The sequence below is a fragment of the Nitrospirota bacterium genome (assembly GCA_016214855.1).
In the GTDB taxonomy this organism is placed as follows: Bacteria; Nitrospirota; Thermodesulfovibrionia; order Thermodesulfovibrionales; family UBA6898; genus UBA6898.
Window position 1 is genome coordinate 17,796 of the sequence record JACRMT010000006.1, and the last position, 17,135, is coordinate 34,930.

9 protein-coding genes and 1 tRNA gene are annotated in these 17,135 nt (G+C 49.6%); 8 read left to right on the forward strand and 2 right to left on the reverse strand.

From position 1 onward, the window contains the following. Positions 1-735: a hypothetical protein gene (locus tag HZB62_07635; protein ID MBI5075022.1), complete on the reverse strand. Its 735-nt coding sequence runs from the start codon at positions 733-735 to the stop codon at positions 1-3. A 148-nt stretch (positions 736-883) separates the two neighbouring features. Between HZB62_07635 and HZB62_07640 the strand changes: the two genes are divergently transcribed. The 5 genes from HZB62_07640 to HZB62_07660 all read left to right on the forward strand — a co-directional run bounded on the left by HZB62_07640 (position 884) and on the right by HZB62_07660 (position 7,278). After that, positions 884-959, forward strand: a tRNA-Asn gene (locus tag HZB62_07640). A 277-nt stretch (positions 960-1,236) separates the two neighbouring features. Continuing rightward, a complete protein-coding gene (locus HZB62_07645; protein MBI5075023.1) occupies positions 1,237-2,247 on the forward strand; it encodes a DmsE family decaheme c-type cytochrome in 1,011 nt (336 codons plus the stop codon). 14 nt (positions 2,248-2,261) lie between these two features. After that, positions 2,262-4,256 carry an MtrB/PioB family outer membrane beta-barrel protein gene (locus HZB62_07650; protein MBI5075024.1) on the forward strand — a complete coding sequence of 665 codons (1,995 nt, stop codon included), beginning with the start codon at positions 2,262-2,264 and terminating at the stop codon, positions 4,254-4,256. Between the two features lie 17 nt (positions 4,257-4,273). Next, complete coding sequence (locus HZB62_07655) at positions 4,274-5,197, forward strand: ABC transporter substrate-binding protein (GenBank protein MBI5075025.1); 924 nt, start codon at positions 4,274-4,276, stop codon at positions 5,195-5,197. Continuing rightward, positions 5,194-7,278, forward strand: a complete 2,085-nt coding sequence (locus HZB62_07660) for a HAMP domain-containing protein (protein MBI5075026.1) — start codon at positions 5,194-5,196, stop codon at positions 7,276-7,278. The genes HZB62_07655 and HZB62_07660 overlap by 4 nt, the downstream gene beginning before the upstream one ends. 78 nt (positions 7,279-7,356) lie before the next feature. On the opposite strand, the gene HZB62_07665 is transcribed toward HZB62_07660, so the two are convergent. After that, positions 7,357-10,143 carry a PhnD/SsuA/transferrin family substrate-binding protein gene (locus tag HZB62_07665; protein ID MBI5075027.1) on the reverse strand — a complete coding sequence of 929 codons (2,787 nt, stop codon included), beginning with the start codon at positions 10,141-10,143 and terminating at the stop codon, positions 7,357-7,359. A gap of 212 nt (positions 10,144-10,355) precedes the next feature. Between HZB62_07665 and HZB62_07670 the strand changes: the two genes are divergently transcribed. From HZB62_07670 to HZB62_07680, 3 genes are read left to right on the forward strand one after another with little or no spacing between them, the layout of a single operon-like run. Then, positions 10,356-11,534 (forward strand): transglutaminase domain-containing protein, encoded by a 1,179-nt coding sequence (locus tag HZB62_07670; protein ID MBI5075028.1) that lies wholly within the window; start codon positions 10,356-10,358, stop codon positions 11,532-11,534. Further along, the gene (locus HZB62_07675) at positions 11,446-16,170 is read left to right on the forward strand and encodes a hypothetical protein (GenBank protein ID MBI5075029.1); all 4,725 of its coding nucleotides are present in this window, start codon (positions 11,446-11,448) and stop codon (positions 16,168-16,170) included. Before HZB62_07670 ends, HZB62_07675 begins: the two co-directional genes overlap by 89 nt. Further along, positions 16,167-17,135: a hypothetical protein gene (locus HZB62_07680; GenBank protein ID MBI5075030.1), complete on the forward strand. Its 969-nt coding sequence runs from the start codon at positions 16,167-16,169 to the stop codon at positions 17,133-17,135. The genes HZB62_07675 and HZB62_07680 overlap by 4 nt, the downstream gene beginning before the upstream one ends.

Sequence of the window (17,135 nt, forward strand, 5' to 3'; positions counted from 1 at the left end):
TTATTCCTCCTTTTTATTGACCTTCAGTTTAAGTCCTGTTACTTCCCGAACGATGACGCTGCTGCCTTTCTCTATCAATGTGTCTGAAAAGGCAGACCAAAGTTCTCCATGCAATGATACCATGCCGCTCTCTTTTGTGATATCTTCAACTGCTTTTCCTCCAAGTCCGATCATACCTTCGCTTCCGGTTACCGGGGGTGTCCGGTATGCCTTGTAGGCAAGCCTGAATGTCAGGGTAAAAAAGAGGGCTGTGATCAGCACTGCAGGGATGATGATCGAAAGTGAAAGCCGGTAAAAAGGCCCCACCGATTCAAAGAGCATGAGCGAGCCAAAGCTCATGGCAATAATGCCGCCAATGGCAAGCATGCCGTGCGATACGATCTTCACCTCAAGGACAAAAAGGATAATTGAAAATATGATCAGCGCAAGGCCGGCGTAATTCACCGGAAGGCGCTGGAACGAAAAAAAAGCGAGGATCAGAAAAATGCCGCCTGCAACACCGGGGAAAAGAGCACCCGGATTGGCAAACTCAAAGATGAGCCCGTAGAATCCGAGCAGCAGGAGCATATAGGCCACACTCGGATCAGCGATGAAATTCAGGATGGTATGACGCATGCCCAGCTCCTCTCCGACAGCACCTGACACTATCTGCCCTGCAGATTCAGCAGAGAAAAGGAGTGCCGTCGGCAGAAGGAAGAGAAGAATAACAGCCCCGGCGCATAGTGCACTTTTCATGATTTTATTATACTATGGCAGCGACGAAACAGATGAATATTGACAGAGATGGAGAGTTGCCGCCCGAGCATTTCATTGACAAAAATTGGTCTGGTTTGCTATAAACAATGTCTGCTTGCAACAGCAAACAGTGCGGTTATTTCAATGTTCCCAGGTAGCTCAGCCGGCAGAGCGGGTGGCTGTTAACCACCATGTCGGGGGTTCGAATCCCTCCCTGGGAGCCAATTCTTAGGTTTCATGGCGACTTTCTCTCTCTCCTTACGAAGTGAATCAACGCACAGTTAAGACATCGACTCCCCTGCAGGTATTACCAATTTTTTTCAGCAACGCCATCTGCTGTTGAACTGCAGGTCATTTACGTTCTTCAGGATTCTTTGCGAATGGTAATCATGCCGCCATGTTCCGTTAAATCGGCGGATGGCCTGTTGCCCTGGTTTTGTTGACTTGTTGTATACGTATTTAATATTATTTATTACTTATGCATAGATATGGAGGATCACAATGGTCTTAGCGCGCAGAATTATTGTTATTCTTGCCCTGTTACCTGTTCTATTCGTTGGTTGCGAATCCCTCAAGGCCTCGAAACCTATTCTGCCTCTCAAGGATTACGAGCGGATGATCGCCGGAAGGCTTGATGCCAACTACGTCGGGACGCAGAACTGTCTTGCAGCCTGCCATGTTCACGACAAGATCAAACGGGATTTTGATGCCAGCACCATGGGGATGCAGCTCTCGGGCAGATCGGGCATGCCGCTTGTTAACTGTGAATCCTGTCATGGACCAGGCAGCCTTGCCATTGAAGGTTTGACGCCTGAAAAGATAGAGGCTGATGCGAAGGCCGGCAAACAGACAGCCTGTGATTACAAGACATTAATAGATCTGAAGAATCTGCCGAGCCAGGCAAAATCACTGATCTGTCTCAAATGCCATACGGCAAATGCTACCTTTAATCTTCACAACTGGAATGCCGGTGCTCATGCGGTCAGCGATGTGTCCTGTTCAGACTGCCACAATATCCATGCAGGATATGACCTGAAGGTCGAGCCGAAGAACATGGCTGTCATGTGCGAAAAATGCCATCAGGAAGTAAAGGCCGAATTTGCTCTGCCGAGTCATCACCCGGTTCCTGAAAAGCGGGTCGTATGCAGCGACTGCCATGATACTCACGGATCGGTGAATGATAAACTGCTGAAGAAGTCTACCGTAAAGGAGACCTGTACGCAGTGCCATGCGGAAAAGGAAGGTCCTTTTGTGTATGAGCATGCAGAGAATATGGAGGACTGTCGTACTTGCCATAACCCTCACGGATCGGTGAACAATAACCTTCTCGCGGTTAAGGTGCCGTTCCTCTGCTTGCAGTGCCATGAAGCGCACGCTGCCCGGGATACGACCGGCGCGGCGAATGCCCTGCAGAGACGGGTCGGGATCTATACGCGCTGCACGGATTGTCATTCTCAAATTCACGGCACTGACCGTCCTTCCCCCAGCGGCAAGGGCAGATTCATTCAATAGGAGGGGAAATGAACATGAAAAAGATATTAATTGCCCTGTTTATCGGAATAGTGTTCCTGAACTCTCAGGTGTCTGCCGGAGAGCCAACTGAGGCGGCAAAGCAGCCTGAGACGACAGAAGCAGCGGATGTATCTGAAGAGCATTACCTTTTTCCCGTTATTCCTCCGGAAGTAACCCTCACCGGCGGTTACCGCTTTGTCTCTGACAGAGGTGCAGCCACGGCTGACGAATATGAATACCTGCATAATTCCCCTGTCTTTGGCGGGGACGTAAGATACTTCAGCTTTCCTCACCGGTTTCATCTTAATCTTGATTTCGAGAACAGAAAGGATTATTACGGAGATATCAATTATGCGTATGAAGACATCGTAATTTTCCGGGGTATAAACCGCACCCTCTATCATAATCTCGATAATCTGACGCTGATCGATACCAACCCTGCTGATTCCCTGTATCGGGTGACCCGCAGGGATCCGGGAAATCTGTATGGTGTTAAGGTTGGTATGAGTAATTTCTTTTTGCGGTTCAAGACTCATGATTTCCCCTTTCATGTCTATGCAGAGGGCGGACTGGTCACACGAGACGGCAGTCAGCAGCAGAGATTTTATCTCGGCAGCACAAACCCTTCGAGCGGGTACAGGACCTCTGATTCCCGCAATACGGACTGGCAGACAAAGGCACTTACCGTTGGGGTGAACAGTCATTTCGGGCCGATCGAGATCGATTATTCTCATGGTGAAAAGTGGTTCAGTGTGAATGGCGACGCAGTGCTGTTCGATCCCTATGCTGCTGTTACGCAGAATGCTACCCGTCCGGCGAGGGCTGCCGGTGACTATGCGCATAATCTTATCCCCGAACTCAGAGGTTCATCGGACACGCTCAAGCTTCATACGTCCTATACAGGAGGGCTGGTCGCTTCAGCAACGCTCTCAAAACTTGACCGTGAGAACAGGGACAGCGGAGCACGTGCAACTCACACTATCGCAGCCGGGGAGATAACCTGGGTGGCCGCACCGAAACTGACTTTTTTCCTGAAATACCGGCACAAGGAAGCGGACATTGACAATCCTTCGGACATAAGAGTTTCTGACAGGACAGGAATAAATATTGTTACCTACGGAAAGAATGACGGCTTCGGTTCGATCAAGGATTCCATATCTTCCTCAACCGATACCGTGACCGGGATTGTCCGGTACAGACCTGTGTCAGGAGTTGTCTTCAGGGGAGAAATTATTCATGATGTTGTCAACCGGACTGATGCCGCTGAATGGGGCATTCCTGATAAGACCACCAGGAACCTGGCTTCGCTCTCCGCAGACGTGAGGCTCATGAAAAACCTGAACGCCAAGGTAAAATATACGCATAAGGATATCGAGCACCCCGCTAATAACGTCGAGCCTGATTGGGCTGATGAGATTCGCACATCAGTTTCCTGGGTGCCGACGCCCAGGCTGAATGCGATGGTGAGCTACGGGTGGGCAAAAGAGAAGAGGTCTGAACTTGTCGGGCTGGTAAATCTTCCGGCTGACGACAGGGAGGTTTTGCGGGACAGATTTTTGGGTAGTTTAACCTATCTGGTTCTCAACGATCTTTCCCTGACTGCAAGCTATGCCTACATGCATAATAAGACCGCACAGGACATTGCAAGCGGGACGGTTACCGACCTGATGGTTCCGAACAAGATCTTCGCCCATTTTTACGGGGCGGATCTGAACTATACGCCGAAGACCAATCTGACCATTGGTGCTGGTATAAGTTATACGCTCAGCAGCGGCACGTTCTATCCTTCTGAACCCGATCTCCTGAATCCTTCCATTGCTGCGTTTTCCGAACTAAGGACAAAGGAAACGGTTTATCATGTATCCGGAGAATACCGCTTCAAGCACGGCTTCTCGGTAGGCGTGCAGTATAAGTATTCCCGGCTGGATGATGCGATCGACAATGCATATGATGATGTGCAGGACGGCAGAGCGCATATCGTGTTCCTGACGCTTTCGAAGAAATGGTAAGGAGTTTGCTTGTTCTTATGAAAAAAACAGTCATATATTGCCTCGTTCTTATCTGTTCAGTGCTGTACATTGGGGCTGGTGCCGCAACTGCTGCTGAAAAAACGATCGGTGTGATCATGACCGGCAACATCCCTTATTACAAGGAGATGCACAAGGCGTTTACCGAAGGGCTTGCTGCCGAGGGTATGGGCAAAGTGGAGGTTGTGCTGCAGACACCCACGCCGGAGCCGATGTCCTGGTCAAATGCTGCACGCAAACTGATCTCGGTCGGGGCTGATCTTATTGTCACGTACGGGGCTCCCGCAACGCTCACGGTAATGGGAGAAACCTCTGAGATCCCGATCGTCTTCGCCGGGGTCTATGACCCTCAGGCATTAGGCATTATGGGCAAGAATGCAACAGGCGTCAGCTCAAAAGTCCCGGTTGCCAGTCTCGTGAAGAACCTTAAGGGTATTTCGAACTTTACAACACTCGGTGTGGTCTTCAGCGAGTCGGAAAAGGACACCGTGCTTCAGGCGAATGATGTAAAACAGCTGGAGGCCTCGTTCGGATTCAAGTCCTCCCGGTTCAGTGTCAAGAAACCTGACGATATTGCAAAGATAGCTAATGTTGACGCTCTTTTTCTGACAACCGGTTGTGCTGCCATGCACTGCGTAAACAATATCATCGGTGTGGCAAGAAAGGCGAAGATCCCGACAGGAACAACCATCGGCGGCGGTGAAAGCAGCGGTATTATCCTGACGCTGTCAGCCAACCCTCAGGAGCAGGGAAAAGAGGCAGCGAAGATAGCTTCCAGGGTGTTCAAGGGTGCAAAGCCTTCCTCTGTGCCTTTTGAAGCGCCGAAAAAGATAGACCTTATTGTAAACCTCAAGGAGGCAACGGACATGGGGCTTAAGATACCTTTTGACCTGCTGACTACTGCTACAAGGGTTATAAAATGACCGGTAAGCTCTCCAGGATGAACCTCCAGAATAAGGCAGTTACGCTCATCGCAGGAATCGTGTTCCTGATCCTCGGGATCAACACTGCTGTTCTGACCGGTGTTGCATCGGGGAAATACAAGTCTGCCATGCTGGCGAAGAGCGCTGCCATAGCCGAACTTATGCAGAAGGATCTGGGCAAGGCCGTTACGCTCGGCATACCCATAGAATCTCTTGATGGCGTGAATGAAAAACTGGTTGAGCTGGTTTCTCGGGATAAGGCAATGGGGTATGCCTTGGTCATGGACCTGAAGGGCAAGGCGCTGTTTCACAGCCAGCCGGGTCAGGCAGGCAAAGAGATGAAGGATGCTGAAACAAGTAAGGTCATAGCGTCATCGCAGAGCCTTGTTCAGACGCTGGATTCCTATATTGATCTGTCCTTTCCCCTGCTCACTGCAGAGAATAAGCCTGCCGGTTTTCTCAGGGTCGGGGTCCAGAAGCGGGAGATAAACGCCCAGCTCTATGAACTCCTTTTCTGGGCTGTGGGCATATCAGCTCTCTGCTTTCTTGCTTCAGGTTTTCTCGTCTATATTGCCATTGCCCGGTTTATCACCGGTCCGATTGTCGAGATGGAGCATACTGCTGATTCCCTGGCATCTGGAGACCTCAGCAGTGAGCTGAAGGTCACCGGTCACGATGAGGTATCGGCCCTTCAGAAGGCTATCAACAGAATGGCATTCAATCTCAAGGATATGCTCTCAAAGGTTTCCCATATCACCAACAGCGTCACCACGGTCACCTCGAACATCGCACTTTCTTCTCAGGGCGTGCTCTCCATTGCTGATGTGCAGCAGCAGGCTGTTGATGAGACTGCCTCCTCGATCGGGAAGATGGACAGTGCCATGGCAGAGATAGCGCTCAGCGGTGAGAGCCTGTCGGATTCAGCGACTGCAACATCTGCCTCGATCCATGAAATGGCGTCATCGATCGAGAAAGTGGCGGAGACCACGAATGTGTTCAGCGAGACAGCGCATGAGACTGCCTCCTCGATCGAGGAGATGGTATCGACCATCAAGACCATTGCAGAGAGCCTTGAAACGCTTGCCCAGTCGTCTGAGGCGATCGCATCATCGATCGATGAGGTGAACGCCACAACAAAGAATATCGATGCACGAGCCCATGAATCGGTCAATCTTGCCGAGACGGTCATGAATAATGCGTCTGAAAAGGGCATGCATGCAGCCCAGGCAGCCATGCATGGCATGACGAATATCAAGACCGGTGTTGTCGCACTGTCAGATATCATCAATAATCTTGGCAAGCGGACTGTGGATATCGGCAAAATACTGAATGTGATCGACGATGTCGCTGATCAGACAAACCTCCTGGCCATCAATGCTGCCATCCTTGCATCAAAGGCAGGCGAGCACGGCAAGGGGTTTGCCGTTGTTGCCGATGAGATCAAGAATCTTGCGGAACGGACCTCTTTTTCCACGAATGAGATCGCGGAACTGATACGTTCGGTTCAGGAAGGCACAAAGACGAGTATCCGCATGGCATCCGAAGGTATCCATACCGTGGACAAGGGGCTGACGCTCGTGAGTGACGTGAGTGACGCCCTTCAGGATATTGTCGAGAGTTCGAAAGCATCTACCGAGATGGCCCGTGCGATCCAGAGGGCAACAGAGGAAGAGGCCCTTGCGATCAAGCAGATAACGGATTCTGTTGAGCAGATGACCGAGCAGACAGAGAACATATCACGGGCGATCCAGGAACAGTCCAAGGGGAGCAGATTCATCATTGAAGCTACGGATCGGGTGAAGGAACTGTCGCAGCAGGTGAAGAATGCCACGGGCGATCAGAAGGACCGGAGCAGACAGATAGCCGGCGTTATCGAAAATGTTACGACGCAGGCATTTCACATTTCAGAGGCGATCAGCAAGCAGAAGGACAACAGTGCCGAGATGGTCAGGTCCATGGAGAAGATCAGAAACACCACGGGTAAGCTTACCGGCTCTGCCAATGACATGAACGCGGTCGTGAGCGCCCTTAAGGAAGATGCCTTTAATCTCCTTATAGAGTTGAGGAAGTTTAAGGTTTAAGGCCGTTGCTCAGGCTGAAGCCGGGTGATGAAGTTCCTCATAGTCTGCAGGCCAAACAACTCGAACAGCTCTTATGGTTTAATGCAGGATTTCTCCCAGTTTTTCCTGCAGCACAGACAACTTATAGGGCTTCTGGATAAATCCGTCGGGGATCAAAGGACTTATCTCGCTTAAGGCCGAACTGAGGTCGTATCCTGTTGATATGATTATCTTGATGTCAGGTCTGATCTTTTTAAGTCTTTTAAAGGTTTCCCTTCCCCTTATCCCCGGCAGCTGAAGATCAAGAATAACGATCTCGAACCGGTCCGGGACAGATTGAACGGATCCTATTGCCTTTTCACCGGTATCGACCCCAATAACGTCGTAGCCGAGGCTCAGGAGTCCTGTCTTGAGCAACTGGAGGATATCCGGCTCGTCATCAACGATCAGGATGCTCTTCTGCGTTGATGCGGGTGGTGCTGTCTTCACGATGGGCAATGCCTGGGCAGCTTCCTCTGAGCGCGGGATCAGTATATGAAATGTCGCGCCTTTGCCTGCTTCGCTCGAAAAGGTGACGCAGCCGCCGTGATTATGCACGATGCCTGACACTGCCGAAAGGCCGAGTCCCCTCCCCATGAATTTTGTGGTCACAAAAGGCTCGAAAATCTTGTCTGCTATGTCCGAAGGAATGCCGGTGCCCGTGTCAGTGAAAGAGATTGAGACATAATCACCCTCAGGGTGTTCATGATGCAGGGAGCAGGTCCAGGAAGGTCTTGCACGTATGTTCTCAGCGCTGATTGTAAGTGTCCCGCCGTGTTCTTCAGTCGCTTCAAAGGCATTATTGCAGAGATTGACAAAGGCCTGGATGAACTGGTTCTCATCTGCCATGACCGGCCAGAGGTCCTCAGGAAGAGAGAGCGCGATCCTTGTTGCTGCTGCCTTGCCTTTATGGCTGAGATCAAGGGCTTTTCTGATGGGACTGCCCAGAGAAACGCATTTGAGCTGGTACTTTCCCTCTTTGGCATAGGCAAGCATCTGGCGCGTCAGGTCAGCCATACGCTCAACGCCTGCGATAATGGTGTCCAGAGGCCGGGATGCTTCGGGCTGAAGCTGAAGCTTCAGCTTCAGGAGTTCTGCATTCCCGAGGACCCCCATAAGAATGTTGTTAAAGTCATGGGCAATGCCTCCTGCAAGGGTCGCGATCGACTCTTCCTTCTGCTGACGAAAAAGCCTCTCGTCTGCCCGCTTCTGATCATGCTCCCGTCTGACCCTCTCGGTTATATCCTTGCAGAGCTCGATGATATACGCCACATTGCCGGCGCTGTCAAAGATCGGCGAGGCGGTGATCTCTACGATCGTATCATTTTCTGCCGCCCCCTTATGGGTATGGATCACTGTTGCGGGTCTCTTCGTGGTCAGCACATCTCTGAGAGGACAGGGATGTCCATCGTCGCTGCACGGACTGCCTGCCCGGTGCGAGACCTGATAGCAGAAGGTGCCGTCATCCGACAGGTTTGTCTTTGCCTGCACGTTCATAAGTTTTATGCGGTAGTCGGAGCTGATCACCATGATCGGGTCAGGAACGCTGTCGATGATAGACTGCAGAAAGATCAGCTGCTCGCTTCTCTCTTTTTCGGCCAGGAGAAGTTTTTCTTCGGTCTGCTTTCTCCCATTGATCTCATGCATCAGTTCGGTGTTCATATCCCGAAGGTCGGCTGTTCTGGCTACGACCTGCTGCTCCAGATTGTTCCGGGCGTCCTCTGCATCCTGCTTGGCGAGCAGGATATGCCGATTCAGCTTAAGGATATGTAAAATAACGAGGGTCATGCCGGTTATGGTAAGGATGATCAAAACCATCACATACCAGTACTGGCGCATGGATTGGGAGAAGGTGACCTTACCGTAATTTTGGTAAGGACGGAGCCTTAACTCCTTAAGAAGATCGTGCACAGCATGATAGTCCAGTGGTATGGTCCATCCATATATTCTTGACGCTGCGGCAGGGCCTGATTCAGGATGCATGTTCAGAAGGGCAATGACGACCTTTCTTGCGATCTCCTCAGGCGTTTTTTCGAGGCGTGCGATGGGCCATTCGGGATAGAGCCTGGTGCTGAGCAGAAAAGGGAACCCATTTTTTGTTTTGGGATTGATTATCTTAAACTCCTGCAGGGCGATCCTCCCGTCCTCTGCCATGCGCTCAAGGGTATCGGTCCTGACTGTTCCTGCGTCAGCCTTCCCGTCCCGGACAGCCATTACAACGCTCTCGTGATTGTCCGTAAAGGAGAGGCTCTTTAGATCTTTGTACGGATCGATGCCGGCAGCATGAAACTCCCCCCATGCGGCACGCCATCCTCCCAGTGAGGTCTCATCAACCGCAAGGAATGTCTTCCCCCTGATATCTGCAAGGGTTTTAAGATCATCCCTTTCCGCCCTGCAGAAGATCGTGCCGCCAAAGACCGTGGATGATCCTTTGAATCCCCGGTTCTTCATGGTAGCGATGCGTGTAACGCCATACCTGGCTTCAAGCTCCACATAAATCGAGCTGTTCGCAATAATAAAATCGATCCTGTTGTTACGGACCGCATCATCGATCTCGTCAAACGTGAGAGGAATGATCTCGAACGACGTTCCCGGAATGCTCTTCTGCAGGTACATGCCTGTGGGTTGCCACATCCTGACCGCAACGTCCTTGCCCTTGTATGCAAGCACGCCGATCTTTACGGACTGGGCAGAGGCCGGAGCCGTAATGGCAAAAGGAAGAATGATGCCGAACAGGAGAATAAGTATTTCCCTGAAAGCAGGAAGAAAACCCTTGAGACAGCTACAGACCGCGTAATGCAGAAACAAAGCAGACGATCTGTTATTCCTTATGGTGTTGTGAGCCATCAATCCCTCCGCTATTCTTTTATCACGGCGGCAGGGCTTTGTCAATGACAGGGCTGATCATATGAACGGCCATTGTTCATCCCGGGGATCGATACGTGAACAATGCGGTCCATAAAATAATTCTTGACAGGCGAACTAACAGCCTGATATATTTTGCAGGCTTACTGCGATCACTATATACAGAGACGCTGACTTGACTTGTGGAGGGGCAAGTGGAACGGGGCTATCGGGGTTGTGTACAGTTATACAGGTTTGTTTTATCTGCCGCATATTTTATCTTCCTATTTATTCCTTTTTTAGCAGAAGCTTTCGAGCCTGACCTTGAGAAAGAACTTCAGCAGTCACTGATCCAGAGCAGGGCCATTGTCCTTCAGGCACGGCAGAAGCTGAATAATAGCCCTGCCATCGACATAGAGATAAGCAAACTCAAAGATATCTCTGAGAGCGTTAAGATTTCGCTTGCATTGCTTCAGGAGCGATTCAGATTGCGACAGGAAGCCGCCAATCAACTTGGGGCAAAGGCAGGGCAACGGCACCGGGCCATGGAAGAAGGATATCTGAATGCCATTGGAGAGTATCTGAATTTAAGCGAACAGCTATCAGCAATAAGCGGTCAGCTATTTAGCGCTCAGCAATCAGCCACACCCCCCTTAACTTCCCCCCTTGGCAAAGGGGGACAGAGGGAGGTAATCGAAACCCTCAAGACCCTTCTCGACAAAATCCTTCCCAAAAACAGAAGACCGATACATGGAAGCCTTCCATACAAAAACCTTAACTACCCTGCACGGGAGCCTGATGCAAGTCCTGCAATCAAGCCTGCGTACAAGGGCGGTAGCCAGACAGTCAGCCCTGATGATACAAAAGATACACCAGGGGCCCCTTTATCACTCGAAATAGCAACTCTTGCCCAGTCCCTCAACTGGAAACCGGTTGCAATCTACGAATATGTAAAGAACAATATCGAGACCGAATGGTACTGGGGATGCATGAAAGGAGCTGAAGAGACCCTGAGACAGAGAAGCGGCAATGACTGTGACCAGGCAACACTTCTTGCTGCAATGCTCCGCGCCTCCGGCTTTCCGACACGGTATGTAAGGGGCACAATAGAGTTCTTCCCTGATATCCAAAAGGCAAAGAACCTCACAGGCATTGAAGACCCTCTAAAGATGGCAGAGTTCTTCCAGAAGGCTGGCATACCGTATAAGCCTGTGATACAGGGAGGAAAGATAACAAACCTTCAGATAGAGCATATCTGGATCGAAAGCCGGATACCCTATGGCAACTACAGGGGTACGATGATAGATGACAGCGATCCCACCTGGCTCGGACTGGATACCAGCAAGGCTGCGGCCTGTTTTGAAGATAAACGGAGAGATGGTGGTGGCTGGTAAGGATGGGCTGCCTATGGGAGAAGACTATACACTTACAATAGAACTCATATCGCCTCATGGCACTGAGAGAATCTCCAACAGCCATATTGCCGGAAACCTGACAGCAATCGGCATAGTGGCACAGAAAGCTATCAGCAGTCAGCTTTCAGCCATAAGCGAAGAGGATGATGCAGAGGCGATACTTTTTAAAGAGGCAAACAGATACATTGACCGGTGGAACCAGGCAGAGGACGAGCTTGCATCACTGATGCATCTGGCGATATCGAGACCGATACCGACTGTTGTTACCGTCGGCGGTGTGATCGATGTTACCTATCTCCTTGACATGCCCCATGGATTTGAATGGAAAGGGGTATTTATCGATGCGTCGCTTCGTGCTGTATCACCCATTACCCATAACGCATCACCCATTACCCATAACGCATCACCCATTACTGCCGACAGGCATAAGACCTTCATGCAACTCTCCGGCCTTCAGGGCTCTGTGCTTGAGCATAAGATATTTGAGGATGATTTTCAGGTTGAGTCCATTTCAACGGCGAAGCTGATACAGGTAATAAGCGATCAGCAATCAGCTTTTAGCGGACAGCTATTGACCGTAGACAAGACGAACATCACAGCAGTACTTTCTGCCTCTGACCTTGACGACAACATCAAGGAAGACATCATAAACGCAGTTAATCAGAATTACATTGTTCGCATCCCCTCAGCTGACGGCTTATTGCTGAACGCTATAAGCTATAAAGACTGGACCGGCGTGGGATATATCAAGGAAAACCCTTCCACTGGTGAGGCCGGGTATATGCTATCTGGGATGATAGCAGGCGGGATGACAGCAATAAAGGAATGGCTGAATAACTATCTTAAGGCAGCCCTTGGAACTCCCTACAATGGAAAGCCGAGCATCGGGCCAGCTACATCCATAGTCAGGATAGCCCCGACAGACAGGCAGAGCGGGATAGTCGGAAAGCAGTTGGGGCAGCAGCTCATGGTTCTTGTCCAGGACAAAAAGGGAGTGCCGGTTCAAGGTGCAAAGGTGACCTTCAGGGTAGTAGCCGGAGGCGGCAACTTTGGAAAAAACGCTCTTGGGGAATTTCAGGATAAAATTGAGGTCAAAACAGGTAATAACGGAATTGCAAAGACCAAATATTTCCTCGGGTTATATACGGCAGACAATCCCCTGTATACAAAACTCAATGAAAAAGATGAATTTATCACCCAAATCGGACTGAATCTCGTAATGGCAACAACCGGCAACATTGGCATTCAGCAGCCATTCAACGCCTACGGAAGACCGGACATAGAAGGGCCGGGCAAGAATATCATAGACGTCTTTGGGAATCAGTCAGAGACGCTGGTGAACAGTCCTGTTGGAAACCTTGTCGGAAAGGTCGTGGATCGGTATGGAAATCCCCTATCAAACGTAGATATTCTGTTTAGGGTATCTCCTGCAGTCTCCGGTAAGCCGGATGTCCCGCTTCCGGCAAACTACCGGAATGTCAAACTGTATAAGCAGGAGGAATGCAGTCTGCCGTTCCCTTTGTATGGGGAATGCAGCAAGTATTATGATTCTGTCAGCGTAAAGACAGAATACTACGGCGGGAAAATAAGCGCGGTCCTCGGGAACACGGTCAATACGGAATACACGGTCCAGGTGACTGCCCTGAATCTCACCGGGGTGGCCCCTACCGAGTTCAAGCTTAAAAGCGGCGGATACAGGAAGACCGCAGATGCTTACGCCCCGCACAACCTCCACCTCAAGCGGCTTGAGATCTATACCCCTGAGGGACAGTTAGCCAATGCTGCAAAGGCAGGAACGCCGCTGAAGTCGCCACTGACTGCCGAGTTGTTCGTCACCTATGAAGAGATGGTAACAGAAGGCCCTGCTGCCTGTACGATAGATAACCAGCAGACAAGCTGCTGGAAGGTCAAGTCAAAGGACGGATTAGTCAAGACCAGCAAGATTACTGACGGTGCGGTCACCTTTACCCCTATAACAGGCGGAGGAACGGTAACTGCTGTGAACAACCTTGGCAGCGGAAAATACCAGGCAGCGTATACAACCGGAGCAGAACCTTTGAAGAACGTCATAGAGGCCTGGGGAGAGGCAACGATAACTGTCCCGGAGATCAGATACAATTTTAGCACGGATAATTTTATAGTCCTGTCCGAAGTTCCTGTTGCTCGGCAGGCAACCCTGAGATCAAGCCAGTTCGTCTTTTTTGATAAGGATACGGGGAAGCCGCAGACGGGAATTTGTCTGAAAAACGTGGTCACAGAACAAACAGAATGCTATGGTTCAGACTACTTTATCAAAACCAATTACACGGCTTATGGAGTGGATGTGTCGCTCACCACGGAGCCCAAGCTAATGATGCGCAGCGATAAGGGATATACCTATGTCGATACAAAACTCAACTACACTATCCTGCCCCCTGAATACTCGGCTTCAATAGTGGATATAGATCTGTTGATGGACGGGTACTGGGCGGGATATTTACCGGGGATTAAGACCCAGGGGAGCGATAGTGTAACCATCACGCCCGGGTCCAGGTTCGATGTCAATGCAACCTATGCAGCAGAAGCAGTGCTCAACAGAGGCAGCGCCATAGAGGTGAGGAGCGAGAAGGTGCCGCTGTTGAATGCAGCGCTGATCCCGGATTATGACCACAATGGGATCATTGATGGAGCAGACCGGGACAGGGCATTCCGGGGGGATACGTTCTACTTCTGGATAAACGACGACGATGATGAGGGGGAAACGGATGGCAGTGATATACCGCAAGCAAATAACTATGCTATGCAGCCATATCTTAACTACTCTGACCATGTAGTGAATGGTACTCGTGACCTTATAGACTTCTTCCCGGTGTATCTGGATATAAGAGATCTGCTTAAGAACTATGAACCGGCCAAGTATGCATATAAGCTCAGATCTGAAGATGAGAGTCTTAATTTTGTGTTTACGGATTTAGAGGCTTTGCATGCGGGGTATCATCTGAGAGGCGATGATAACAATCTGAAAATTCCCAATGATCTTGGCGATGCAAACACGGCGCGGATTAATACGGAAGGGACATTTTTAAACAATCATCCCGATAAGCCAGCCTTTCTTGAGGGCATAAAATTAGGGAAGATAGGGGTTGTTCTTATTGAGGGGAGAAAGGCGTCGTCAAAACCTCTTGAACTTGTGGTCATAGATGCCAATCAGAAGGCAGTAGTGTCGATGAAACTCAACCTGAGCCTATCTGGTGTTGAGCAAATGTTTAGACATAGGAATCTAAACCCTGCGGCAAACGCTGCACTGGTGCCTGCTGCAGGATCAAAGGCAGGAGAGCTGAGCAGGAATGATGCGCCGAAGTGCCCTGATGTCGAATGTATGGGCGCTGACCCGGAGAATATCAAAAACTTTGTTTTCCTTCATGGCTACAATGTGAATGGTCAGGAGGCCAGAGGCTGGCAGTCGGAGATGTTTAAACGCATGTTCTGGTCAGGCTCGAAGGCGCGCTTCTGGGGTGTGACATGGGATGGGTGGGATACGCAGGAAATTCCCGCGATAGGAAGCGTTCCATTTACCAGAAATTACCATATTAACGTGCAACATGCCTTTGCTACGGCGCCTGCTTTAAGGGATTTTCTTTTGAATTCGATAGATGGAGAGATTACGCTTGCAGGCCACAGTCTCGGGAATATGGTGATATCGGCGATGCTTACAGATAATGCTGATTTCTGGGATGTCAACGGAAAGATTAAGAACTATTTTATGATAGATGCGGCTGTTGCTATGGAGGCTTATGATGGAGCTTCGGTACAGGAGATCGACAAGAAATCATCACCTGTAGCTTCCCTTCAGAAGCGATATATGGACCATCAGGAATGGGCAGGCGCTGGCTATAAGGACTTTCTTTTTGCATCGGAATGGTACACGCTTTTTGCTAAGAACGATGCCAGACGGCAGCTGACATGGCGAGACCGATTTAAAGTCAGGCCAAGCGGCACCAAGTATTACAATTTCTACTCTTCCGGTGAAGACGCTCTTGGCAAGTTGCCATACAATCAGTCTTCATGGGAAGCAGTCGTCGATATTGTTAAAAATAGCGGTAAGTTTTCTTGGGTGACGCAGGAGAGGTTGAAAGGTCGTCTACCGATTGGACTGCTTCTCGGGAGCAATTACGGTGGCTGGGGCTTTAATCACGAGTGGGACGAATTAGTAACTGATCCGAACAATGTAGAATTATCCATAACTGTTCAGAAGCCGACATCTGAGGCAAATCAGATACTCTCATCTGATTTAAAAGCAAAGCCTTTCTTTAACAAAGGCACTCAGGATGATCTGTTTACGAGTGGGACCATTGGACTCAACAGCATTGATTATACCCGGCGCTCTCGGCTGCTTGCCGAGGTATTTCCGGCAATGACATTGCCTGCAGGGGGGAATGAGGTGATAGTAAATTCTGAACTGAAGATTACTAATACGGACATACAAGTCAAATTCCAGCGGGCAGGTATCTGGCCGAAGATAAGGGATAAGGATTTGTCATGGCGACACAGCGATGCCAGAGAAGTAGCATATCCTTTTGTCTTTAGATTGTTTGAAGCCATGGTAGACGTTATAGAGAAAGGAGTTGCAAAGTGAAAAAAACACTATTAATTTTATTGGGCATTGGCGTGATATTTGTGCTATGGAAACCATCAGTTTATGCATTGCCAGAAGCCAAAATAACAGTGCAGATTGTGGATGAAGAGAGTGTCCCGATGAGCAGTATTGATATGGGAATCACGTTTAGTAGAGTGAAGAATAAGAATTTTGACGGCAAAAGTGACTCATCCGGCAAATTTACGGCATCGGCGGATACCGATGGAAGAGCCTCTTATGGAGCAAGCAAGCCGGGATATTACGATAGTCACGGTTCATTTGATTTCGTCAAAGTTGAGGGAAGTAAGTGGATACCTATGAGTTACAAATGGCTCCCATGGAATCCTGAAATCAAGCTGGTGCTCCGCAAGATAAGAAATCCGGTTCCCATGTATGCGCGTGATACTCAAATGTCAGGTCTTCGTCTTCCTGCAGCGGGCAAGGAAGCGGGGTTTGATCTGATGGAATATTCGTGGATGCCGCCCTATGGGAAGGGCAAACATGCAGACTTTATTTTTAAGCTGGATGAGACGTATACGGGCGAAGGTGATTTCATAAGTACTCTCATTATTTCTTTCCCCAATAAATTCGACGGAATTCAGATGGTGAATGAAGATCTAAGGAATGGAAGCATTTTCAAGCTGCCGCGCTTTGCTCCCGAGGATGGTTATCAGTCTATATTTAAAAGAGTGATGCGCAAGATACCTGGAAAGCCATTAGAGCGTGATTTTGATAATGGCAATAGTTACATCTTCAGAGTGCGCTCAGAAATGAAGGACAATAAGCTTATCCGAGCTATGTATGGAAAGATTCAGGGTGATATTGGTTTTGATCCAGCATTTCAAAAAACGATTGATCTCAGATTTACCTACTATCTAAACCCTGACTATACAAGAAATCTTGAGTATGATCGAACACGAAACCTGTTCGGAAAATTGCCATCATTGGAGAGGGTGGATCAGTAG